This is a genomic window from Candidatus Leptovillus gracilis (assembly GCA_016716065.1).
GTDB classification, from domain to species: Bacteria; Chloroflexota; Anaerolineae; order Promineifilales; family Promineifilaceae; genus Leptovillus; species Leptovillus gracilis.
Window position 1 is genome coordinate 285,497 of sequence record JADJXA010000004.1, and the last position, 23,178, is coordinate 308,674.

Here is a 23,178-nt window from a genome sequence, read left to right on the forward strand (position 1 = left end):
CCTTGATTGTCTGCATGGTTCACGGCTCCTAACCATCTCTATTTTAGCGGTAAACCCAACGTAACGCGAACGGCCGTTGCCACATCTGTCAGGTCATGAATGCGGCCGGCCAATTCCGCCTGCCCCGCCCCGGCCAAAATCGTCAGCGCCGGGTTGCGCGTGTGGCTGCGGCTGCTTTTGTCTTCGATGTTGCCGTGGTCGCTGGTGACGATGAGCAGCCCGTGTTCCTCGTCCCAGGCGTCTAGCAGGCTGCCCAACACGGCGTCTACCATCTCCAGGTGGGCCACCGCCTCGGCCAACGTGCCGCGATGCCCGCGCACATCGGTGGGCCAATGCTCGAAAAAACTAAAGTGGCGCGTTTGGGCCAGGGCGGCCAGCCGCGCCCCAGCCTGCGCCAGGCTCAACAAAGGCACGTCGGGGTAGCCCAGGTGGTCACGCCAACCCTGAGCGGTAAAATCAGGGCTGATGGCCCGGCCGTGTACCAGATCGTCGGCCGTCATTAAGGGCAGCCCGGCGCTAACGGCCGCCAGCGGCACAGCCGACAGCAGCCGCCGACCGCTGTCTACGTCGGCAAAAAAGCCAGGCGGGTAGGGAGTCAGCAGGGCGGCCTGGCCCCCGGCCTGCACCACTTCGTGGAATAGTGTGCCCTGGTGGATGATGGCGGCAACGGCCGTATTGGGTTTGGGACCATAATGTTCGCCGATTAGCTGCGGCACGTTGCGCCCGGTAAGGATGGCGGCCTGGCCGGTGGCGCTTTGCGGTCGGCCAGGCCGCCCCAGATTGGCGTCTGTGGGAATCAGACTGGCCTTGTTGGTGAGGATGGTCTCGCCTGGACCGGCCAGGTACCAGTCTGGGCCAAAGAGGGTGGTGAGGTAGGGGAGAACGGCCGTGACAAACGGATTCACCGCCGCGTCTGCGGCGCCCAATCCCACCCCATCCAAAAAGAAGATGAGTACATGCTTATCGGCCAGTTGCGTCATAGCTTCTGCGTCACCATTCACCACGGAGGCACGGAGGGCACGGAGATTGAACCTGTAAATTATCCCTGTTCTCCGCAGCGCAATCCCAGCAGGGCTGGATAGTGACTCTTATACTTTGAATGTGGCGCTTGCCAATTACCACAGAGTGAATTACCTTTAGTACTTCACGAATCAAATTCTTGTACAGCCAACAAGAATATAGTCAAAGATTGCCCAGAACTTGTCCTGCGTCTGGCGAAGGATTACGCAGATTTTTATCTTCAATCTGTGAAATCTGTGTAATCTTTGATAACCCTTTTTGGTTCTGGCTTATCCAGGTTAGGGAATAATGGACGAAAACCTGCTCATCATCAACGAGCGTTTAAGTATTCCGGCGGCCGAGCTGCAATTTCGTTTTTCCACCAGCAGCGGGCCAGGCGGCCAGCATGTCAACCGTTCCGAAACGCGGGTGACGCTGCTGTTCGACGTCGCCCAATCCCCCAGCCTGGACGACGCCACCCGCGCCCGCCTGCTCACCCGGTTAGCCCAGCGCCTCGATAAAGATGGCGTGCTGCCAATTCACGTCCAGGACACCCGCAGCCAGCATCAAAACCGGGAGATTGCTATCGGCCGTCTGCAACTGCTGCTGGCTGACGCCCTCAAAGAGCCAAAACGCCGCCGCGTCACCAAACCCCATCGCGCCGCCGTCGAAAAACGCCTCGCCGAGAAAAAGCAGCGCAGCCAGGTCAAAAAAGAACGCGGCCAACAATGGGAATGATCAATCGCCAATCGTCACCGCTTACAACACCACTCCCGCCGGGTCATTACCAGAATCCAACATTGCCTTGCGCACGTTGACGCCGCTGAGCAGAATCAGCCCCACCACAAAAAAGACAATCAGCAGCACAATGGCAATGCGTTGTGAACCGGTGATTTGCACGGCCGCAGCAAAAGCCAGCGGCCCAATCCACGATGTACCCCGTTCGCTAATCTCATAAAAGCCAAAATATTGCGCTTCTTTCTCCGCCGGAATCATCTGCGAAAAGAGCGAACGGCTAAGCGCCTGCGACCCACCCAGGACAATGGCAATCACCACCCCGGCCACAAACAACTGCGTCTCCGTGTAAACCAGGGCATAGGCGTAAATAACAATGCCCGACCAGATGAACAGGCTAAGCATAATGGACCGTTTGGCCCCGATGCGCGTCGCCAGCCAACCAAACAGCAGCGCCCCGCCAAAGGCCACAAACTGAATCATCAGCACCAGCAGCAGCAGCGAATCGCTGGCCATGCCCAACTCAATAGCCGCAAACGTGGACGAAACGACGATGACTGTCTGAATGCCGTCGTTATAGATCAGGTAAGCCACCAGATAACGCAGCGTCATGGGGTAGGTGTGCCACATCTCGCGCAGGGTTTGCCACACTTGCTGCACGCCATGTCGCAGCATATTGGTGCCCGCCGGTAGACGGCGCGCCGCTTCGCGCCGGATAAGCCGCTTCTGCGGGAACAAGTAGGTAAACACCAACCACCACAAACCGGCGCTGGCCAGACTGATGCGCACGGCCAGGGCCAGATCATCCATCACCTGCAGCAGAATCAGGTTCAGCAGCAGCAGTAAACCGCCGCCCAAATAGCCCATCGCCCACCCGCGTGAACTCACTTCGTCGCGCTTGTCCGGCGAAGCAATGTCGGGTAGATAGGCGTTGTAGAAGACGATCGCTGCGCCAAAGGAGAGGTTGGCCGTGATGAAGAGCAGGCTGCCCAACAGCACTGCGCCATTGGTCCCTAAAACCGGCATATCGGCGTGTACCAAAAAGAGCAGCATGGTCGCCGCCGCGCCGATGTAGGCAAACAGCAGCAGCAGCCGTTTCTTGAGATTGGTGTAATCGGCGATGGTTCCCAACAGGGGGAGGAAAAGAACTTGTAAGATAACGGAGAGGGAGACGCTGGCCGGATAAATGGCGGCCGGTTCGATCAGTGTGCCAAAGAACGCGAGGGGCGTCTGGCTGGATTCGGCTAGTGAGGCGATGTAGGGACCGAGCAGCGCCGTACCAACCGTTGTTGAAAAGGCGGAGTTGGCCCAATCGTACATCATCCAACCCCGGATTTCGCGGCGATCATTCATCACATTCACGTTTTATGTCTCCTGTGGCTGGCCCTGACAGGTTTTGCGAAGCCTGGCAGGCTTCATGTTATGGCCCAAAGGCTGCGGGCGTATAAAGTTGTGGTCGGCAGGGATTGTAATTGTCGCCGATGACGACGCGGTAATCATACGGGTAACTGTCATCGCTGACAAGTTCAATATTGGCGCGTGGCTGATTAAAAATCCAACTGATCAACCAGTCGTAGGATTCTTTGAAGTTGGGTTTGTAGTAGCTGAGTTGGGTAGTCGCGCCGGGTTGAGGTTCGGCCGGACCGACGACGGGGAGGAAACCATGCCAGGCCAGATTGTCGGCGGCCAGGACGGCCATGTCTGGGTTGTCGGTGGCGTTGATGATCTCCACGTAGATGGGCGGTCGGGTGGCCCGGTTGAGGTCTGGCGGGCGGAAGAGGCGCTGGAGGGTGTCGCGCATCATGCCCTGCCCTTCCCAGACGGGCAGCTGCACGGCGCCGCCGCCGGGCGTGACCCAGGATTGGGTTTTGCCGGCCAGATAGAGGTTTTGGATGCCGTTTTGGCGCACGGCCGGGGCCAGGGTGGCTAATTGCAGCAGTCGTCCCAGGTCCAGGTCTGTTTCGACGGTGTTTTTGTAGGTGGACCAGAGGGTAGGCAGTTCGGCGATGAGGTTGAGTTCGAGGCCCTGGTTGAACATGGCGCGCAGGAGCTGCTGTTGGCGGCGATTGCGCCCCCAGTCGGCCATGGGGTCTAGCAGGCGCGAGCGGGCATACCAGAGGGCCAGGTCGCCATCCATGTGGTGGACGCCAACCGGCAGGGTGAAGACTTCCCAGTTCTCTTCGTCGAAGGGGTCGAGTTCGGGCGAGATGAGCCGCCAGTCGGTGCGCTCGCAGCTGACGGCCAGGTCTACGCCGCCCATGGCGTCTACGATGTCCTGGAAGCCCTGGAAGTCTACCTGGGCGTAGTAGTGGATGGGGATGCCGAAGTTGTAGAGGATGGTTTGTTTGAGCAGGCCGATGCCGCCGCCCGCGTAATCAACTTCTTCGCCGCGCGCCAGGGCGGTGTTGATGCGGTTCATGGTGTAGCCGGGGATGTAGACGTAGAGGTCACGGGGCAGGGAGATCATCGAGGCGGTGGGGCCATTGGGGTTGATGGTGACGATGATGAGGGTATCGGTGCGGCCGCTGGTCTTGTCGCTGATGGGGTTGTCGGAGCCGAGGAGGAGGATGTTGGTGGTGCCGCGGGGGACCTCGAAGGTGGGCACGGCCGTTGGGATGGGTGTGCTGGGTGTGGGTTCGCCTTCACGCAGGAAGCCAACGGCGACGGTGGCGTCCAGGGTGGGGTCTAGCTGTGGCCGGCTGGTAGGCGAGGCGGTGGGTTGGCGGGTGGCGGTAGGTTGGCGAGTTGCCGTAGCCGGGGGTGCAGCGGAGGTGGCGTCTGGGGGAACGGCCGTATCCGACGCGGCTTCTGGCGTGTGGCTGGGTTCTGGTGATGGGGAAGCGGTGGGGGTGGTGGACGGCCGTTGCACCACCGCCAACGAGGCGGAGGTTGGTGTGGCGGTCGGTTGACCAGCCGCGGCGCAGGCGGGCAGGGCGGCGATCAGCAAGAGGAGCAGCAGAAAAAGCGCCGGTCGCCAGGCCCAATTGAACCGGGAAGTGTTGCTGAAATTTGCCATGATCACAACTTTTCGCCAAACAAGTGTTCTGAACGCACAAAGATGAAGTAACTAAAGACAAGTATTATGACAGACTGGATAAATGTGCGCAGCAGAAACGTAGGGTTCATACTCACAGCGCCCTCGCTGCTGATGGTTCCCCACAGCACCGTGCGGTAGCCATCTATAATAGAAGCCATCGGATTGAGCCAGCGCATCACCTGGGTGGGGTTGAAGGTAATGCCCCAGAGGGTGCTGGAACTGCCAAATAGGGTATCAAAGGAATAAAAGACCGGTGTCAGGAAAAACCACGCCTGTAACACCACATCCAGCACCATCAGAACGTCCCGATAAAAAACGTTGATAGCGCCAAACAGAAAGCTTAAGCCCAGGGAAAATGTGATTTGCGTCAGCAAAATGAATGGAACCCACAGCGCGTAAATAGTCAGCCCGAGGCCCGAAATATACAGAAAAACGATAAGGATGATGAAGCCGATGAGGAAATTGACCAACTCGGTGAGTACCGAGGTGATGGGCAGTAGTTCGCGGGGGAAATACACCTTTTTCACCAGGGCGCTGTTGCCGGTAATGGCGACGCTGCCGCTCATGAGCGAGCCGGAAAAGAAGCGCCAGGGAATCAGCCCTACCAGGATAAAAACGGGATATTGGCGCGGCGCGGCGTCGCCGCTGAGGACGGAAAAGAGGATGGTGAAGACCAACATCAGCCCCAGGGGGTTGAGCAGGCTCCACAAGATGCCCAGAACTGAGTCTTTGTAGCGGGCTTTGACATTACGGACTACCAGGCTTTGCAGCAGGTAGCGATAACGGATTAATTCGTCCAGCCGGGTACGCCAATTCCAGCGACTATCCGCATCGTAGAAATAGATGGTTTGTTCTTTGCTCTTGGTTGTCATAATCGTTTGCGGTGGCAACGGCCGTTACCACCATCGCGCATTATAGCTTAGCCGGGTGCGGACTCATAATTTGTGGTCGCCAGGACAGGGCGTCAGATAGACGCCACATACGTCTGGCGGATGACTTCGGCATGGTCGGCCATCGTGGGAACTGGTTGAATGCCGCGCCGCAGGTCGGCCAGACGCTCCGGTTCCCGATGCATCTGCTGCAGCGCGGCGCGCAGGGCGGCCACATCGCCGGGCGGAACCAGCAAGCCATCCACGCCGGGGCGCACCCGCTCGGCCAGCACGCCCAGGTCGGTGGCAATCACCGGCACGCCGGCGGCAAACGCCTCCGAGACCACAAAACAAAATGTCTCATACCACACACTGGTCACCACGACCAGGTCGAGTTGTGCGAGCATCTGCCAGATGGCCGCCCGGTCCAACCGGCCCAAGAAGCGCACTTGCGGCGTCGCCAGGGTTTGCAGGTGGGCGGTATAGGCGGGATCAAACTGGGGGTCACCGGCAATCCACAGTTCGGCGTCGGCAGCCATGCCCTGGAACGCTTCGACGAGAACGTGAACCCCCTTTTGCCGCGATAAACCGCCGATGTAGCCGATGCGCAACGGCCGTTGTTCCCCCTCTTCCACGCCTCGCCGCCGCCGCAAATCTGGCGGGTATTCCAGGCCAGGCGGAATCACCGCCAGCTTTTCAGCCGGCACACCATGCGCCGTATACCAGTCGCGTACAAAATTGGCCGGAGCGATCAGGCGCGCTGCCCCGGCCAGCACACCACGCAGCCGCAGCGCCCGCAGCGCCAATGGCAGCGCCAACAACGGCCGCGCCGGGGCAAACTGCGGCCGATTGCTCCGTGCCAGGGCACAGCGGGCACAGTTCAGATAAGCGCGCGGCCCGTCGCAAATCTCCTCTGTGTCGTTGGTGAGCAGTTGGGCGTTGGCGCACACCCACCAAAAATCCCACAATGTCACCACATACGGGATGCGCCGCCGCCGCAATTCATGGCAGAATTGCGCCGGCAGCCCCATGAGGTGTTGGATGTGTACCAGGTCGGGTTGGGTCGCGTCCAAGACGCGCCGAAAGTTGTCGGCCAGCGACGCATCGGCGAAGGTGGCCGTGAAACGGTTTACCGGGGTAAAGGGTTCATGCCAGGCCGACCAAATGCCGATACCCGCCTCTTCGCGGCGTGTTAGTCCTGCGCCGGGGGCGCTGCGGCGATGAAAAATGGCGATCTGATGCTGCCCCTGCTGTTGCAGGGCGTTGGTCAGCCAGTGGGTATACAGTTCCGTACCGCCAACATGGTCTGGCAGGTATTGGTGCAAAACGTGGAGAAGGCGCATCAGGTTTCCTGGAGCAGACAGCGATATTGGGTCAACACGCGCACGGCCGTCGCCTCCCAGTTATACATCTGCTGGATTTTGTCTCGGCCACACGCGCCCAATCGCTGCCGCAATGGCGGATCGGTCAGCAGGCGGCTCAGGGCTTTTGTTAAAGCGGGCACGTCGCCGAAAGGGACCAGCAGCCCGTTTTGTTCATCGTCTATCACGGCCGGAATGCCGCCCGCCTGGGCGCCAATCACCGGCACGCCGTGCGCCCAGGCCTCCAGCAGCACCATGCCAAAAGAGTCTATGCGCGAGGGCAGCACCAGGCAGGCAGCGTGCTGCAGCAGGCCATGTTTTTGGCCGTCGTCGAGGATGCCCAACGGCCGTATGCCCATCTGCTGCTCTGGACTCAGGTGGTGGTAAAAGTGGTCAAACTCTGGCGTGGACTGGCCGACCATGATGAGGTTAACGGTTGTTCCCTGCCCGCGCAGCGCCAACACCGCCTGGGCGGCGTGAATAGCCCCCTTGTCGTGGCTGGCCCGTCCGACAAAGATGACATATGGTCCGGCGGGAAGGTCGGCGGCGGCTTGCACAGCCGGCGGGGCATCCACCCCGCCGCCGATCACCACGATGTTTTTGGCCGGAACACCGACGGCGCATAGGCCATCCTGCTCCAGTCCGGTTAAGACCAGCACGCGGCCGGCCGTGCGCAGCATCGCCAGTTGATGGTCCATTGTTGAATTGCGCGCCACGCGGTCAGCGCCCGCGCCAAAGTGCATGAAGGGGGTGGCGGCAAAGGGGATGCCCTGCTGCCGGGCGTACCGCCAGCCGGTTAGCATGGCTTGTTCCCAGGAAATGTTGAAGCCATGCACCAGGTCAAACGCGCCGGGCAGCGCCGCTAACGTTTCCGGCAGGCGGCGAATGGGGGGGATGGCCCGCGCCATGCGCTGCAACAAGATGGATTGGTCGCCGGGCAGCAAACTGAGCAGCACCATGAGCTTGCGGTAGGCCAGCAGTCCATTCCAACCGCCGGGAAACGGCCGTATCGGGCAGCGGATGACCGTCACGTTACCTTCCAGGCTGTGGGCGACCGCCCCGTCTTCGCCGCGCCACAAGTCGCGTTCACGGGCGGCGTGGCTGGTGACGACCGTCACGTCTACCGCCTGCTGCGCCAGGTGGGCGGCCAGCGCCTGGACATACCGCTCGCCGCCGCCGGGCAGGGGCGGGTAGCCAGGGGTCAGGATGAGTACGCGCATCAGCCGTCGCGGTTTTCCAACGCTGCCAGGCGCTGCTGCATTTCGACCAGCTGACGCTGGAGGTGGGCGTATTCTTCCGCCTGGTAATGGTTCAGCCCATCCTGGTACAGCAGCCAATCGGCCAGGGTGTGGTTGACCTGTTTTTGCCGCTGCGCCAGTTTGTTGACGTAAAAGATGACCAGCATGTGGGCGGCGTGGCGCAGCCGCTGCAAAAATGGGCCGATGATCGGCGTGGTCGCCATCTGCAAATCTGGTTTGACGTCCAGGGAGGCGACGGCCGTTTCTTGCAGGCTGTGGCTGTCGCGCCAGATAGAAGGGTCCCACTCTGTCGTCAATGTGGCGTTGGCCGTGGGTGGTGGGGCCAGGGGGTGGCGGCGGGCAGCCTTCTCCCATTGTTGATTGGTAGTTTGCAGGGCGACGGCCGTTTCTTGCAGCAGCGTCAGCAGCATGTCGTTCAATTGAAACTGCCGCCCCAGCGCCTCGCGCAAATCGGGCGCGGGCTGGCCGGGTTGCAGCAGTTCGGCGCGCAGTTTGGCCTGGTACTGCTTAATGGCTGCCACGCCGCGCCCCAAATCATCGTGGGAAATGGCGCCCTGCATCAATTCAAATTCAATGTCGTCCAGAATATCCTGGGCGGTAAACGATGAAAACATCACGACTCCTATAAAAATGGGGTTAGGGAGGGAGCGTCCCGTCCGCCCCGGCAGGCGAGACGCCTGCGCTCCCAGAGCTTTGCTTTTGCGCGGCAATCACCTGGCGGTAGACGGCGGCGAAGCGCCGGGCCATCGCCACGTGGGTAAAGGTCTCTAAAAGCTGCTGGCGGCCGGCCAGCCCCATCTCGCGCAGCAGCGTAGGAGAGCGCAGCAGGCGCAGGATGGCTGCCGCCAGTTGAGTTGGCGCTTCCGGGTCTACCAGCAGTCCGGTTATGCCATCTGCGACCACTTCGGGGATGCCCCCAGCGCGGCAGCCGATGACCGGCTTGGCGTAATTCATCGCCTCCAGGTAAATGAGGCCAAACGATTCATACAGCGACGGGGCCACAAACAGGTCGCACTGCTGATATTGGCTGTTGAGGTCGGCATCGCTGACAGCCCCGGTGAAGGTGACGCGGCTCTGGTACTGCGGATAGGCGCGGGCGAAATAAGTGACATAATCACAACCCTGTTTCTTCTGAAAGCCATCCTGGTGGCTGTTATCTGCGCCGACGATGACAAAGCGGGTGTGGGGAATCTGGTCCAGCACCTGGGGGATGGCGGCGAAAAGGTCGGCGATGCCTTTGCGCTTTTCCAACCGCCCGACGTAAAGCACTGTCAGCGTCTCTGGTGGGGTGTCCGGGTCGAAGGGGCGCACCGCTTCTTCTGGGGCCGGCACAATGCCGTAAGGCACGATGGTATATTCGTCGGGTGCGGCGGCGACGTTGTAGACGCTGCGGGCGGCGTCGAAGGTGGCCTGGGTGTTGGGTAGAAGATGGGTGGCGTGTTGGATGAGGCTTTGTTCCATTTCGCCCAACAGTCGCGCGTCGGTGTCGCGTTCGCTTTGTAGATCGGCGATCTGTTTGGCGGCTGTGACCAGGCGGACGACGACGGGGATTTCACGGGAGACGGCCGTTACCAACCCATCTATCTGCCATAGGGGCGAATCCACCAGTTGGATGCCATCATTCAACCGCAGTTGGCGCACTTTGTCGTACACGGCATGGCTGTAATTGAGGACGTTGTGCAGACGCGGAAAGAAGCGGTAACGTTCGTAGCGCGTCCGCTGGTAGGGGGTGTGATGGACATAAGCGCCATCGTAAAAAGCAGTGGTATCTTTCTCGCCGTGCGTAATCACGTGGACTGTGTGGCCGATTTCAAACAAGCCCTGGGCCATGAGATTGGTCAGCCGCCCAACGCCTTCGTATTGGTCGGGTGGGTAGGCCATGCTGAGCAAGCAGAGGCGCAGGGGCGGGTCGGGCAGGGTGATGGACGGCCGTCGCCCGCTGATAGGATCTACGGTCGCTTGGTAAACGGAGCCGGTCTGTTGAAAGGGTTGGATAGGGGTGTGTGTGCCAGACATAAGTTCCTGCGAAGGGGGATTGGCCGGGCGGCGACTCTGCCGCCAGCCATGATAAGCGCCGCTGAACGCGCCGCGCATCTCCTGGGCGCGCATTTGCCAATGCAGCCCGGCGGTGATTTTGCCGGCGCGGCGCAGGTGGCTGTACCAGAGCAGGTGGCCGTGCCACAGGTGCAGGCTGCGCAGGGCTACATCGCGCCAGGTGTTGCCACCCTGCTGACCATGCTTGACGGTGAAGTAAACGGCCGCTTTGGTCTGAATCCACCAATTGCCAACGGCCGTGTTCACCTGCCGGTTGCGGCTGGAGGCCGGCGCATGGTAAACCACGCTTTGGCGCACCGGGTGAACCAGCTTTCCGGCATTAACCAACTGTAAGGCTACGTCTGAATCATCATAGACCCACTGGAAAAACTCGTCGAAACCGCCAATTTCCAGCAGGTCGCGGCGGCGGTAGGCCATGTTGGTCCCCATCATGCGCGCCACCCACTGATAGCCGTTACCAGGCGGCGGCTGGTCGTCCAGCCAGGAAGCGCGGCTGTCTACCTGCTCTGCCAGACCAGAGGCAATGCCCAGATGGTGATGCACAAACGGGTTGTGCGGCTGGATCATATACACCTTGCCGCCGGTCCCGGCCAGCGCCGGGTCCTGAAACAGGCGGGCCAACTGGGCCAGCCAATGGTGGCTGGGCACGGCATCGTCGTCCTATGTAGGCCACAATATCGCCGTGGGCAGCGCGCAGCCCGATATTGCGTGATTGGCTGAGGTTGGCGGTGGGGCAGCGCAGCACGCGCAGCCGGTCACCCCATTCCGCCAGGGTGTCCAGGGTATTGTCATGGGTTGGCCCCACGACGACGATAACCTCGAAGCGGGGGTAAGACTGCTGTTCCAGGGCATAGAGCAGCGTGCGCAGTGGCCCGGCGCGGTCTATGGTGTTGACGATGAGGGAGAAGGTGGGGTCAGCGGTATTCATAGTCGGCGACTGTTTCCAGCAATTCTAGACGTTGGTTGGTTTGGGTTTCCAGGAGGCGCTGCGTGAGGGCAAGTTGGTGCGTAAGTTGATCCAGGTAGGCAGCGTGTAAGTAGCCCAATTTGGCATGGAGGAAATAGTCCCGCAGAGTGATGACGCTGAGGGGGCGCAGCACCAATCGCCGCCACAAGCGCCGGGCGGTGGATTCGGGTTGGGTGTCTTGGGGGTGTTTGAAGTAAATGGCGCGCAGCAAGTCATATTGTTGTTGTTGCAGTTGGTCGAGTTGGGTCTTGGTTTGTTGTAGGGCGGCGCGATGGTGGGCAACGGCCGTATCTGTTTCATGCGCGCGCGCCCAGACGCGGTGCAGCAGGTGGGTAAAGCTGACGCTGAGCAGCCGTTCATGCTCTGGCGTGGGCGGCTGCTCTAAATCTTGCTGGCGGCGGGCGGTGATGGCCGGTAGATCGCGCAGGGTGTCGCGCAGGGCCAGTAAGCGGCCCATCGTCTGGTGGGGATGGACGTCTGGCTGGCCGAGGGCGCGTTCTTCGGCGGCGGCGAAGGCGGCAACTTCTGTGGCGCTGAAATGCTTGGCGATGAAGCGATAGCGGGAGCGGTGCTGGTTGGCATTATGGCGGATGGGGTCTTGCTGCCAGGCGCGGCTGCTGCGCAGGTGGGTGGCCTGCACACCAGGGGCGCAGAGGCTCTGGTAGCCAAGCCGCCGGGCGCGGTAGCAGTAGTCGCTTTCTTCAAAGTAACCAGGGTAGAAAGCGTCGTCCAGGGGGCCGATGTCTTGCCATGCCTGGCGGCGAATGGCGAACAGGGCGCCGGTGACGTATTCGACCGGGTAAGGGGTATCGGTGGAGCGGACGGCCGTTTCATGGACGCCATACCCCTCTGGTTGGCTGATATGCGCGCCGGTATGGTCTATGGCGCCATCCTCGTTGTAGATGATGCCGCCGACGACGCCGCAGGTTTTGTATTGGGTGAAGGTGGTGGTAACGGCCGTGAGCCAGCCCGCATGGACCAGGCAGTCTTGATTGAGCAAGACCAATACGTCGCCCTGGGCGGCCGCCAGACCGACGTTGACGCCGCCGGCGAAGCCCAGGTTCACCGGCTGATCGAGCAGGTGGACCAGCGCAAACTGGGCCACAATGTTGGCCGAGTCGTCGGTGGAGGCATTGTTGACGCAGATGATTTCCTGCAAGGAATCGTCGGCATGGGCGGCCAGCGCTTCCAGGCAGCCGGGCAGGACGGCCGCGCCATTCCAGACAGGGATGATGACGGAAATTTTCATATCCATATGTTACCTTGTCTGAGTGGGGCGGGCAAAACGGTAGAGCTGCATGGTCATGGTCAACGGAGGAACGGCCGTTTTGCCTGAGTCATCATAGTAACAATGGGAGGGGTGGGGCGAGAACGGCAGTGCTTTTTTCATCCCTCATCATTAGCAGATGAGACAACAAACGCCCGCAAAGCAAAACTAAGCTCACGTAAATCCCCGTTGCCCGGTGTCACGTCAATCGGGCGGAAGTTGCCTGCTTCAAGCTCGAACACAACTTCATTCCATCCCGCCTGCACCTCGACCGCCACAATAAAGGGTTGATCCATGTGCCCTGCCAGATGCAGCGGGTCGCCGTTGTTTACCTTCACGGCAAAATTACCGGCATTTCCTAACCCATTGGCCGCTGCCGCATCGTAAACTGCGCCGACTTTTGTTTCCAATAACACCTGCCTGGGGGTAGGGCTGTAGACCCAAAGTGCGGCCGGCGATTTTGCCCAACGCCAGGCATCGCCAGAAGCGTCCCACGCTTCTGGCGCATACCAGCCATTGCCGTAGACCAGCAGCATGTCGTTGGCGGCCGGTTGGGTGGTGTAGGGAATCGCCTGAGTTAGCAAATGGATTCTATCCAACGAGACGATATAGGCGCCCGGCGAGATGCCTTGCGTTTCATGCCAATCCATGACCATTGTTTGCACACCCGCTTCCAGGAAAATGGGTAGGGTGATCATCCGCCTCGCTTCAATCTCGGCGCTGACAGTGGTGCCGCCCATGTTCAATGTCAGGGTATGGCTGCCTGGCAACTCCTGATCCTGATCGTTGCGGATGTGATTTAGCTGCACTTCTAGCAGCGCTACCTGAGGTGATGGTGAGGTAATGTGCAGGCGAACGGGAGAATAAGTCCACTTTTCGGCGTCAATCAGGGCGATGTTGGGTTGCAGTGTGACGATTGACGGCACTTCGTAAAACCGTGGCCAGGTCATCGTTTACAATGGGCTGCTGCTGCCCGAACACTTCGGCGATGAACTCCAGCGCCACTTGCTCTCCCCACGCGCCGGGTTGGTAGTTACGGTAGGCCATCTGTGGCTTGTGGAAGACGACATAGCGATAGTTGTTGGAAGCCAGTTCATACAACATGTTGGTATAGCGATTGGCCGGTTGGTGGTTTAGCAGCACGTTATCCTGCATGGCGAAGTTGAAGACTTTGTTACTGATGACGTGCCCAAAGAGGGGGTGGGGGTCGTAAACACGCGCTACGTAACCGGAGGCAATGCCTTTGCCATGCGTGGTTTGGTACATCTGGTAATGGGAGGAGTAGGTGATGTAGGAACTATCGTAGGTGGGTTTGGCGTAAGGGCGGATGGGCAGGTCGAAGACGTTATATTGTTCGGGATCTGTGGCTATTTGCGCATAAAAATCGGGTAGGGGGCGCAGCGGCGCAAAGGATAACCATTGACCGGGCCAGGTTTCAAGCAGGAGGAGGGCAAAGAACACGGCCGTTACCCCCAAACGCCACAGCCCTGATACCTTCTCCGTCAGCCGGACCAATCCCCACCCAGATAACATGGCCAGTCCCAGGTGGGCCATCACCATCATCCGCCCCGGCGTGCGCAAAAAGTCCATGCCGGGCAGAGAGGTGAGAAAGGTATAGGGCATGGGGATATGCAGGTTGTAGGTTGTCCATTCTGTTTGTCCCAGTATTCTGAGGCTGGGTCCAAAGGCCAGGAGGATGAAGACCAAACCGAACCACAGCCACTGCCGGATGGTTTTGTGCCCGGTCTGGTAGGCGACACCGCTGAGGAAAAGGATGGTCCAGGGGATGTAAACGGCCGTCTCCGTCTCCGCCGACTGAAACGGCCGCAGCCAATCGGCCACAAAGCGCCGCCCTAACCAACTGGTACTACTGCCGGGTAGGAAAAATTGCACCAGGTCGGGCTGAAAGCGCCATGATTCGATGCTTTTACTCACTTCAATCCCCGTTGTTTGCGGGATACGCCAGATTGCCAGCAACAGCCAACCCGTGGCTGCCAGGGCCAACAAAGCGGTTATGCTGGCGCGTTGGATGACGGCCGTGCGTTCTGGCGCGGGTGTGGCCAAAATGCGCAGCAGGGTAAACACGCCGGCCCCCAATCCAACAAAGATAAATTGCAGCCCGGAATGCAGCAGGGTGAGCAAAAAGAGAACGGCCGTCAGCAGCAGCCAGCGACGGCCGTATTGTGATTGCAGCGCATGGTTTAAAGACCACAACGTGAGCGGAATCAGCCCCAGAAACACACTCCCCAAATGGCCTGAGGTCACGGCTACCAGGTGTGCGGGAGCCATCAGGAACAGTGTACCGGCAAACAAGGCAGCGCCCCAGGTAAGCCCCAAGCTGCGGGCCAGCAAATACATGGCGCAGCCCGTTAGCCAGAGGCCCATCAGCACGGCCGCGTTATAGGCTGTGGTCGCGCCACCAAACCAGAATGGCAGCGCCAGCCAACCCAACACCGGGCCAATGGAATGAGTCAGGGTGGTGATGCCCAACGGCGCATAGAGGCGCGACAGGTAGAACAACGATTCGTGCCCGTGCGCCACTTCTTTGGCGTGCCACAACATGCCGATGGCGTCTTGTGCGTCTAGCGCGCCGGGAATTGAGGTGGTGAAATGGATAACCAGCGGCCAGGTAACGGCCGTTGCCAGTAGCAAATACCAGCCACCAGCCAACAAATGCTCCATGAAGGGGTTTTGAAGGAGAGGCAGGCGGTTGGCGAAACGCCTAAACCGGGAGGTTGCAGTTACCCAACGACTGGCAGACATGGCAGTTCAGCGGCGCACCTGGACCAGGCGCATCCCTCCCCAGGGCACAGATTCGCCGGTGGGCAGCAGTTCGCTGGTGATCTCGCGGGTCATTGGGCCAATATCCAAAATCTGACCGGCGTACTTGCGCCCAAAATCATCTATCGCCCGATTGACGAGAGGGTTAAAGCAGTCATGAAACAGCAAATAAGCGCCGTCGGAAACAAGGGGAAGCAGCGCTTCGGCATCGTAAAAACAGTTGTAGTAATCATGATCGCCATCAATCAGGGCAAAGTCGAAGGGCGCGCCGGCCACTGCCCGCGCCGTAGGTAAAATTTCTGGCGATCTCCCCTTAAGCAGGGTTGTGCGGGGTTCTAACCGCCGCCAATGCTCCGGGTTGATTTGTGGTTCTGGGTCTACGCAAAAGATACGGCCGTTGTTTTGCAAGCTCTCCATAGCCGCAGCCATAATCAGGGCCGAGCCACCATACAGCGTGCCAATTTCCAGACAATAAGTGGGCCGCAGGGTAAAAACCAGCGTGTACAACAACAAACGCTCGGCCCGCGACATGGAAACGGGCGCCGTGGTGATGACCTGGAGAGAATCTAGATTAAATTGATAATAGAATGCGCTTACATCATGCACCTTCACCGCTTTGCTGGGTGGCGCGCAAACCCCAATCCGCGTCAATTTCTTCAGCCAGAGCCTGATTTGTATCTGCCGATTTTTCATAGCCTGCCCCTCATTAACAGATTCGGCACAGCGCCGTCCATGTGGCGCTGTGCCGAAATTGGTTACTGGTGCTATTTATGCCCCTGTTGGGGCAAAAAGGCAAATGACACGGCCGGTGGCCGGTCTAGCGGCCACCCACCACCCGCTTATTTTTGCACGATTGGTAACATGACAAAGATATTGGTGGGCACGGCCGTTACCTGTTTTGTGTCCAGCAGAGCATTGCCAGCGTCATAAGCCTCGACTTTAAAGCTGTATTGCTTAAAGTTGGTCAGGCCGGTGAGTTGATAGCTGTTTACTGTGCCAATGTTTGTCGGCGCATTGCACGCCATCTGGTTGGGGGCGCTGCCGCCGGGCGGGCAGGTCACCGTCAGGGTGTAATGGTGCAGCGCGCCACCCATGTTGATGGTTTGCCACTGCACGCGAATGGCGCTGCTGCTGGTGGGGATGGCGTATACGGCCGTAATCTCTGGGATAAGCGGCACATACTCATCCGCCCCAATGTCCCGCTGCACATTGCGTGTTTCGGCGTCTACATCTAAAACGGCCGTGCTTTGCGCCGCCGCATTAATCGCCGCCGAATCGCTGCGAATATGGAAATCCAGATTGGCCGCATCAACAAACCGGGCCAGTCCGCTTATCATCGTTTCTGTGCCATTGGCCGCACCGATTATATTAACCGTGTTGCCATCAAACAAACCCGTGTTTAACGTCAACGCACTTCCTGCCTGGGTATGCAGCGCTGCCGCTCCCGCATAGGCTGTATGGTTGGCAATAATAGAATATTTGATGGTTACATTGGCCGGAGTCGCCGTCGCGTAGCCAAAAACCAGCGCCCCAATTCCCTGCATTGGCGAAGTGCCCAACACATTGTTGGCAATGGTCGAATGTTCTACTGTAGCCACTGCGCCATTAAAGTACAGGCCGCCGCCACCACCACCGGCCGATTTGTCTGGGCCATCACCCATGTTGGCGGTGTTGTTGGCGATAATGGTGTTATGAATGGTGGTCAGCGTGCTGCCGGCTAAACGCTGCACGGCAATACCACCACCACCGCCCGGTCCGGCCAAAAACGTGCTGCTGCCACCTCGCGCCGTATTGCCGAGTATTTGCGAGCGATCCACCAACAGAGTGGACGCATCTGTGGCGATCCCCCCGCCCATGCTAAATGGCGGACTGCTGTTGTTTTTGCCCGTGCCGCCCTGGGCCAGGTTGTTCTGGACGAGCGCATCGGTCACGACGAGGCTGGCCTGCTCAGAAAAGACACCGCCGCCAAAAGCGCCGCCGGAGCTGCCGTTGGGCGCATTGCCGCCGAGAGCCTGGTTATTGGTCACCGTCAGGTTATGAAACTCGCTGTTGCAACCAATTTGCACCGCCACCCCACCCCCTTGCGCATCCGCTTTTTCGCCGATGCTAATCCCACTGCCGTTGGAACTGCCGCCCTGAGCCAGGTTGTTGGTGAATGTGAGATAGTAACTTCTTGAGTTGGATCTGTAGGTATACATGCCTCCGCCAAGACCTAAGCCGCCTCGTTCAGGACCAACACCCCCGCGCGCTTCGTTGTTGCGAAAGGTCACATGTTCCAAAATGGATAGATACGGCGAACCACGCATCGCCAGACCACCACCACTGCCGGAACCGCCATAAGCGGTAGACGTGTTTTCGCCTACTGATTTGTTGTTTTCAAAGATGACGTGACGCAGGGTGAGTTGGGCGCGGTCTACAAACATGCCGCCGCCAAACGCAAAGATGGCGTCCTCACCGCCACGGGCGGGGATACCTTTGGCCAGACCGTTGCGGATGGTGAATCCTTCCATCGTCAGCGCGGTAGGCCCTGCGGTGGTTTCCAGAACAAAGACACCCCGATGGGTGTTTTGGCCGTCAATAATCGTCGGATTGGCCGTTGGATTGGGCGTGTTCCAGTTGCTGGCGGTGTAGCCGCCAACCAAAGTGACTTGCTTGCGATCAATGCACAAGACGCCTGTTGTGCCATACCACTGCTGGCAGCGGTCACTAGCGCTGATGTAGGTGTATGTGGCGGCGGCGACTTTGATGGTGTCACCTGAACTGGCTTTTTCGATGGCGATTTGGATGTTGCGGCAGGGTGCTGTGGTGGAACCACAGTCATCGCTATCTGCGCCGGTGGGCGAGATATGCCAGGTGTTGCCGGTTACTTCGGCTTTTGTAATAGATGGCGTGCTGACAAGAAAGATGGTTGCAGAGATTAACAGGATTGCCATTACGAATAAGGTACTTCTTTTACGGATTGTCATCTTTCACCTCTAATTCTTTGTTACCTTTACATTACAGGGCGTATGTTTCCATTGTAAAGCGCAACGGTTTAAGGACAATAGGAATTAGGTTGTGTGTGTTATGGAGCGATTTGTATCCAATCGAGAAGAAAACCTAAGTCACGGCCGTCGCCGCTTAGCTGCAGATCGGAGGGGTTGAAGGGGGTGCTTTGGAATTGGAGGGCGCCGGTTCCCTGTCCGGGGGGGATGGTGAAACTGTAAGTATTCCATTCGGGGCCGGGGATGAATTGGCCGATAGATTGGCCGTTTACCAACACATTCACCGGCGTCGCGGGCACGCCTTCTGGCCGGTAGATCATCGCGCGAATGGTAAGCGTGGCCGGTGTGGCCGATAGGGGAATGTCCACCGTAGACAATGCGCCGGTCCAGCGCATGGTGGTTTCGCCACGCAGAGGCTCTTTGTAATAAAAATCGTCATGAATATAGGATGTGTCCAGGCTGCCCACGTCTATGGTCAGGGGGAGGGTAGGGGTGGTAACGGCCGTTTCCCTTTCCCCCACCACGTCATAAATCTCCAGACCATAATAGGCGGTTTGGACGACGGACGGGTAATCGGTGAAGGTATTCATCAGGTGGGATAACCAGATGGGCACAAAAGCCACTGGCTGCAACACAAGCTGCTGGCGCACGGCCGTCATCATCGGGTCCAGGGCGATTACTTGTAACGGCCGTTTCTGTTCGGCCGCATAAGCCAGCAATGCCTGCACAAACAGCTGCGCCGCCGCCCCATCCTGGCGAATAGTGGCTATATCGTGGCCGTATAAAAAGCGCAGCGGCACGCCAAACGTATCGGCAAACACCGTGCTGGCCGGTTCGGTGATGAGGATGATGGCGTCTGGGTTTAAACGGCCGTGCAGCATCTCCAACTGCGCCACCGCACCGTGGTAATCGCGCACGGGCAGCACATAACGCCCCTGGTAGAGCAGCCCGACCGCCAGCGCGACCGCCAGCAGCCCGCCAGCCGCCCGCCAGCGCCAATCGGGCCGGGCTTTGGTCACGGCTATAATCAGCACGGCCGCATACAGCACCAACATGGGGATCACAATCGGCACGTAGCGGCGCATGGCATAAATGTGGTAAGGGGTGTTGAGGATGCGATATACGTACTGTGCGGTGGTCAGCACTCCCAGGCTCAGGAACAGTCCATACCGGTCCCAGGAACTTTGGGCCACCAGCCAGGCCGCCCCCAGAGTTGCCAGCAGGATGCCCAACGGCGTCAGATACCAGCCCAGGCGCAGCCAATTTTGCCCGTCAGTGTAGGGAATGGCGCTGCCGCTGGGCCAGACGTTGTAAGAAATTTGGACCGGTTCCACAATTGGTCGTAGAAAATAGGCATAGGCGCTCAGCAAAATGAGCAGTAGGGCCAGAATACGGCGCGTCGTGGTGGCCCCCAAGATTTTTTGTATATCAACGGCCGTTACCCACCCCTTGCGCCATACCCACCCACCGACAGCCAGGCCAACCAACAGCAGGCTGGCTCCGCCGACTACCAGCGTAGAACGGCTGAAGATGCGAATCATGCTGCTGTATGTGTTCCAAGTGTAAGGCCAGTTGATGAGTACGGCCGATAGGGTAGCGTGAATCAGGAAGGCGCCGAGAACGGCCGTATAAACCGTTAGCGCCGCCGTCCAACGCCCTTGTCGCCAGCGAATCAGCAGGCCAGCCAGCACCACCACGACGAAAACAGGCAGGTCAATGCGTGTTAGCACGGCGCTGCCCAAAGCCAGTCCGCCCAGGACGCCCCAGGCCGGCCGCGCCTGGGCATCATCCCAAATGTGCTGCAAGGCCAGCAAGCCGGTGAAGATGAGCAGCAGCGTGAGGGGTTCCGTGGTGGGGTAGCGGGCAAAATAAAGGTGGGTCGGGGTGATACCCAGGAGGACGGCCGTTAACAAAGCCGTAGACCTGTCGAACAGTCGGCGGGCCAACAGATAAACCGCCACCAGACCCAATACGCTCCACAGCGGGGTCAGCAGCAGTCCTCCGGTTATGCCACCCACGCTAATACCAACGGCCAGCCAGACCGGATGAAACAAAAAGAACTGCGGAATCAGCCGCGTTGCATCGGCGTCGTCAATATACCAGCCGACAAATTGCAGAAAGCGCGTTTGCAGATGGCCCGGCTGCTCCCGCAGCGTGACATCGGCGTATTGGCGCAAAAAGCTGGTCCATTCGTCGTGCAGCACAAAGTCGCCGGTTTGGGCCACTGTGGCGGCAATGTTCATGTAGGTTCCGGCGTCGTTGCTGCCCAAAATGTATTCGTGGGGACGAAAATAAAGGATGGCAAAGCCGAGTAATAAGACGAGCAAAACCATTTCGTGCCGGGTCAGGGGGAGGAAACGGGGTCGGAGAAACGGCCGTCGCCACCACCAGACTACACCCATCGCCACCAACAGCAGCAGGGCCAATGTCAGCAGCGAAAAGCGGCCCAGCGAAGCCAGAAGAACCGCCAGCCAGCCTGTCAGCGTCACCACCGTCATCAGGGCGGCAAACAGCGCTTCCAGCCAATCCAGGGGGGCTGCGGCCGTCTGCTCGGCTGCGTTCCGGCCGCCCCACACGAGCAGGGCAGCGCCCACCGCCAGCAAAAACACGGCGATAAACAGCAAAACCACAAGAGTCGGAGCCTGCAAAAATGTCATCAAGCTACTCAGAATTTACCCGTCAGAGCAGGCGTTGGGTGTTGCGACGCCCGTCACTCTATCGTCCCAATAGTACAAAGAGCGTCAGAGACTGGCAATGTTTCTTAACAACCTTACCCCATTCTTTACCTGAGTTATAATAATCGGCTATGCAAACAGGTCCACTCATTTTCTTGCACGTGCCTAAAACGGCCGGGTCTACCCTGCATCGCATCATCCGCCGCCACTACCGCCTGGCCGAACTATATCACACCGACCAACAGCCTGATGGCTGGCTGGCCTTCCAGCAATGGCCGGAAGCGAAGCGCGCCGACATCCGCCTGCTGATGGGGCATGTGGAGATGGGTGCGGCGGCTTTTCTGCCCCGATCGGCCCAATACTTCACCATGCTGCGCGATCCGGTCGCCCGCGCCATTTCCTATTACGGCCATGCGCGGCGCATCCGCGAGCATTACTGCTACGAAGCGATTCGCCGCCGCCAGATGAGTCTGGCCGAGTTTGCCAATTCGGGGATAGACGTGATGATGGATAATGGACAGACGCGCATGTTGGCCGGGGTTCTTTACACCGTGCCCTATGGCGAGTTGACCCCAGACCATTTGCAGCGCGCCCGGCAAAACCTGGAGACATTTGTGCTGGTGGGCCTTACGGAGCGGTTTGATGAATCGCTGCTGCTGATGCGACAGCTTTTTGGCTGGCGTAATATTTTTTATGCCGAACGTAATGTCAGCCAACACCGGCTGTCGGTGGATGAGGCGGCGCGGGTCGCGGTAACGGCCGTTAACCAATATGATCAGGCGTTGGTCGCCTACGGCCGGGAACTTTTTGCCAATCAGTGGGCCACCCTGGGCAGCGAGGCGGTCCTGCACCGCTTTCAGCGCCTCAATCGGCTGCTGCGCCCTCTGACTTATTACGGCGGTGAAGCGGCGCGGCTGCTGACCAACGGATAATGGCTGCGCTGCCAGTGGCTGCGCCACCACTGCCAGTTCCATCCCACAATGACCAACCAGATGGTCAACGAAGCCAGCTGAATAAAGACATCCATATACAGATGGGGCACAATCGTGTACAGACCATAACCACGTCCCACCAGATGCAAGAGCCAGTAAGCGATGACCATATACACGCTGGCCGCGCCCACATACCAGCCCAGAGGACGATACAATTGCAGCAAAATTGCCAGGGGCACAATCCAGGATAACCCCTGTACACCCAGGTTGGGGACCAGAGCAAACATTGCCAATATCGCTGCCAGCAGTGCTTCTGCCGCGGAAGTTTTGCGCGTGAAATAAATGGTGGCAAACCCGGCTAACCGCCCAATGAGTTTTCCGTATTGGCTGAACCATTGATGGACAGTTTCGCCGCGGCCTGTCAGCTCGATGATGGCATTGCTTACGGCTGAATACCCCCACCAGCCAGAGATGGAACCGGCCGACATCCCCCGGCGGAGCATAAAGTACACGCTGTTGGGGAATAAGATTTCGTAAAAGGCAATCCCCGCCAATGGCATGAAGGCGCTAACGGCCGTGTACTGCAACCGTGTGCGCCAATCTGTTAAGCGGATCAGTATAATCGGTAGAAATAGCAGCGGCCATGTCTTGTTCAGGATTGCCAGTCCCAGCGCGGCGGCCGACAATGACAGACCATACGGTTTTTGCCGGTAAAATTCATACAGATACCCGGCCAGTATGACAAAAAACATCGTCGTGGCGTCGAACTGCCCCTGGTAAGAGACGACCATCAACGTGACCGGATTAACGGCATACAGCAGGCCGCCCAGGCGGGAAATCTGCGGGCTGTACCTGTGGCCCAGCCCGCGAATCAACAGCCAGGTAATGCCCACATCGGCCAGGATGTTGCTGCTCTTGAGCCAAAACTCAAAAAAAAGCCCGACGTTTTCTGTCAGCCAATCGGCGGCAATAAACCAATAAAGCTGCATGGGCAGATAGGGGTGGGCGACGGGCAGGTGGTAGATATTCTGGCCTTCGCGGAAGGTGTCGGCCGCCAGACGAAAAACGCCTATTTCGTATAATGCCCCACGCTGTAAGACAAGAGCGGGCACAATGCGGATGAACAAGGCCAACAGCAAAATTGTGACCGGCCCAGGCAAACGAGACGGCCGTTTCCACAAAAGCCAGAAGAAAACGGCCGTACACCCAACAACCCATGCCAATGTGCTGACAAGCTGAAAAGCGTAGACAGACATG

Annotated in this window: 17 protein-coding genes; 2 read left to right on the forward strand and 15 right to left on the reverse strand. The window is 59.0% G+C overall.

Translation table 11 applies throughout. The annotated features are described in order from the left end of the window. Nucleotides 1-38 precede the first annotated feature (38 nt). Nucleotides 39-980: a metalloenzyme domain-containing protein gene (locus IPM39_13875; protein ID MBK8987144.1), complete on the reverse strand. Its 942-nt coding sequence runs from the start codon at nt 978-980 to the stop codon at nt 39-41. A 328-nt stretch (nt 981-1,308) separates the two neighbouring features. On the opposite strand from IPM39_13875, the gene arfB reads away from it, so the two are divergent. Further along, nucleotides 1,309-1,737: an aminoacyl-tRNA hydrolase gene (gene arfB, locus IPM39_13880; protein ID MBK8987145.1), complete on the forward strand. Its 429-nt coding sequence runs from the start codon at nt 1,309-1,311 to the stop codon at nt 1,735-1,737. Nucleotides 1,738-1,758: 21 nt separating this feature from the next. Here arfB and IPM39_13885 read toward each other — a convergent pair whose 3' ends face one another. From IPM39_13885 to IPM39_13945, 13 genes are all read right to left on the reverse strand, one after another. Next, nucleotides 1,759-3,087 (reverse strand): MFS transporter, encoded by a 1,329-nt coding sequence (locus IPM39_13885; protein MBK8987146.1) that lies wholly within the window; start codon nt 3,085-3,087, stop codon nt 1,759-1,761. A gap of 67 nt (nt 3,088-3,154) precedes the next feature. Continuing rightward, complete coding sequence (locus IPM39_13890) at nt 3,155-4,750, reverse strand: LCP family protein (GenBank protein ID MBK8987147.1); 1,596 nt, start codon at nt 4,748-4,750, stop codon at nt 3,155-3,157. A 2-nt stretch (nt 4,751-4,752) separates the two neighbouring features. After that, on the reverse strand, nt 4,753-5,643 hold the full coding sequence (locus IPM39_13895) for an ABC transporter permease (protein ID MBK8987148.1): 891 nt from the start codon (nt 5,641-5,643) through the stop codon (nt 4,753-4,755). 92 nt (nt 5,644-5,735) lie between these two features. Beyond that, on the reverse strand, nt 5,736-6,983 hold the full coding sequence (locus IPM39_13900) for a glycosyltransferase family 4 protein (protein MBK8987149.1): 1,248 nt from the start codon (nt 6,981-6,983) through the stop codon (nt 5,736-5,738). Further along, a complete protein-coding gene (locus IPM39_13905) occupies nt 6,983-8,221 on the reverse strand; it encodes a glycosyltransferase family 4 protein (GenBank protein ID MBK8987150.1) in 1,239 nt (412 codons plus the stop codon). Before IPM39_13905 ends, IPM39_13900 begins: the two co-directional genes overlap by 1 nt. Then, nucleotides 8,221-8,874 carry a hypothetical protein gene (locus tag IPM39_13910; protein ID MBK8987151.1) on the reverse strand — a complete coding sequence of 218 codons (654 nt, stop codon included), beginning with the start codon at nt 8,872-8,874 and terminating at the stop codon, nt 8,221-8,223. The genes IPM39_13905 and IPM39_13910 overlap by 1 nt, the downstream gene beginning before the upstream one ends. Before the next feature lie 22 nt (nt 8,875-8,896). Next, a complete protein-coding gene (locus IPM39_13915; GenBank protein MBK8987152.1) occupies nt 8,897-10,963 on the reverse strand; it encodes a glycosyltransferase in 2,067 nt (688 codons plus the stop codon). Nucleotides 10,964-11,229: 266 nt separating this feature from the next. Further along, nucleotides 11,230-12,537, reverse strand: a complete 1,308-nt coding sequence (locus IPM39_13920; GenBank protein MBK8987153.1) for a glycosyltransferase family 2 protein — start codon at nt 12,535-12,537, stop codon at nt 11,230-11,232. Nucleotides 12,538-12,668: 131 nt separating this feature from the next. Then, nucleotides 12,669-13,499, reverse strand: coding sequence for a hypothetical protein (locus IPM39_13925; GenBank protein MBK8987154.1), 831 nt, complete (start codon nt 13,497-13,499; stop codon nt 12,669-12,671). Continuing rightward, nucleotides 13,432-15,219, reverse strand: a complete 1,788-nt coding sequence (locus tag IPM39_13930) for a hypothetical protein (GenBank protein ID MBK8987155.1) — start codon at nt 15,217-15,219, stop codon at nt 13,432-13,434. The genes IPM39_13925 and IPM39_13930 overlap by 68 nt, the downstream gene beginning before the upstream one ends. A gap of 99 nt (nt 15,220-15,318) precedes the next feature. Continuing rightward, entirely contained in the window at nt 15,319-16,023 is a 705-nt protein-coding gene (locus IPM39_13935; GenBank protein ID MBK8987156.1) for a class I SAM-dependent methyltransferase, read from the reverse strand. 146 nt (nt 16,024-16,169) lie between these two features. Continuing rightward, nucleotides 16,170-18,263, reverse strand: a complete 2,094-nt coding sequence (locus tag IPM39_13940; protein MBK8987157.1) for a hypothetical protein — start codon at nt 18,261-18,263, stop codon at nt 16,170-16,172. A 131-nt stretch (nt 18,264-18,394) separates the two neighbouring features. Then, nucleotides 18,395-20,971, reverse strand: coding sequence for a glycosyltransferase family 39 protein (locus IPM39_13945; protein ID MBK8987158.1), 2,577 nt, complete (start codon nt 20,969-20,971; stop codon nt 18,395-18,397). Between the two features lie 149 nt (nt 20,972-21,120). On the opposite strand from IPM39_13945, the gene IPM39_13950 reads away from it, so the two are divergent. Next, nucleotides 21,121-21,921 carry a sulfotransferase family 2 domain-containing protein gene (locus tag IPM39_13950; GenBank protein ID MBK8987159.1) on the forward strand — a complete coding sequence of 267 codons (801 nt, stop codon included), beginning with the start codon at nt 21,121-21,123 and terminating at the stop codon, nt 21,919-21,921. Here IPM39_13950 and IPM39_13955 read toward each other — a convergent pair. Next, nucleotides 21,882-23,177: a hypothetical protein gene (locus IPM39_13955; GenBank protein MBK8987160.1), complete on the reverse strand. Its 1,296-nt coding sequence runs from the start codon at nt 23,175-23,177 to the stop codon at nt 21,882-21,884. The genes IPM39_13950 and IPM39_13955 overlap by 40 nt on opposite strands. Between the last annotated feature and the right edge of the window lies 1 nt (nt 23,178).

What these genes read in the sequence shown, in the direction of transcription:
- IPM39_13875 (MBK8987144.1), bottom strand. Translation starts at nt 980, where the DNA reads ATGACGCAACTGGCCGATAAGCATGTACTCATCTTCTTTTTGGATGGG.
- arfB (MBK8987145.1), top strand. Translation starts at nt 1,309, where the DNA reads ATGGACGAAAACCTGCTCATCATCAACGAGCGTTTAAGTATTCCGGCG.
- IPM39_13885 (MBK8987146.1), bottom strand. Translation starts at nt 3,087, where the DNA reads ATGAATGATCGCCGCGAAATCCGGGGTTGGATGATGTACGATTGGGCC.
- IPM39_13890 (MBK8987147.1), bottom strand. Translation starts at nt 4,750, where the DNA reads ATGGCAAATTTCAGCAACACTTCCCGGTTCAATTGGGCCTGGCGACCG.
- IPM39_13895 (MBK8987148.1), bottom strand. Translation starts at nt 5,643, where the DNA reads ATGACAACCAAGAGCAAAGAACAAACCATCTATTTCTACGATGCGGAT.
- IPM39_13900 (MBK8987149.1), bottom strand. Translation starts at nt 6,983, where the DNA reads ATGCGCCTTCTCCACGTTTTGCACCAATACCTGCCAGACCATGTTGGC.
- IPM39_13905 (MBK8987150.1), bottom strand. Translation starts at nt 8,221, where the DNA reads ATGCGCGTACTCATCCTGACCCCTGGCTACCCGCCCCTGCCCGGCGGC.
- IPM39_13910 (MBK8987151.1), bottom strand. Translation starts at nt 8,874, where the DNA reads ATGTTTTCATCGTTTACCGCCCAGGATATTCTGGACGACATTGAATTT.
- IPM39_13920 (MBK8987153.1), bottom strand. Translation starts at nt 12,537, where the DNA reads ATGGATATGAAAATTTCCGTCATCATCCCTGTCTGGAATGGCGCGGCC.
- IPM39_13925 (MBK8987154.1), bottom strand. Translation starts at nt 13,499, where the DNA reads ATGACCTGGCCACGGTTTTACGAAGTGCCGTCAATCGTCACACTGCAA.
- IPM39_13935 (MBK8987156.1), bottom strand. Translation starts at nt 16,023, where the DNA reads ATGAAAAATCGGCAGATACAAATCAGGCTCTGGCTGAAGAAATTGACG.
- IPM39_13940 (MBK8987157.1), bottom strand. Translation starts at nt 18,263, where the DNA reads ATGGCAATCCTGTTAATCTCTGCAACCATCTTTCTTGTCAGCACGCCA.
- IPM39_13945 (MBK8987158.1), bottom strand. Translation starts at nt 20,971, where the DNA reads ATGACATTTTTGCAGGCTCCGACTCTTGTGGTTTTGCTGTTTATCGCC.
- IPM39_13950 (MBK8987159.1), top strand. Translation starts at nt 21,121, where the DNA reads ATGCAAACAGGTCCACTCATTTTCTTGCACGTGCCTAAAACGGCCGGG.
- IPM39_13955 (MBK8987160.1), bottom strand. Translation starts at nt 23,177, where the DNA reads ATGTCTGTCTACGCTTTTCAGCTTGTCAGCACATTGGCATGGGTTGTT.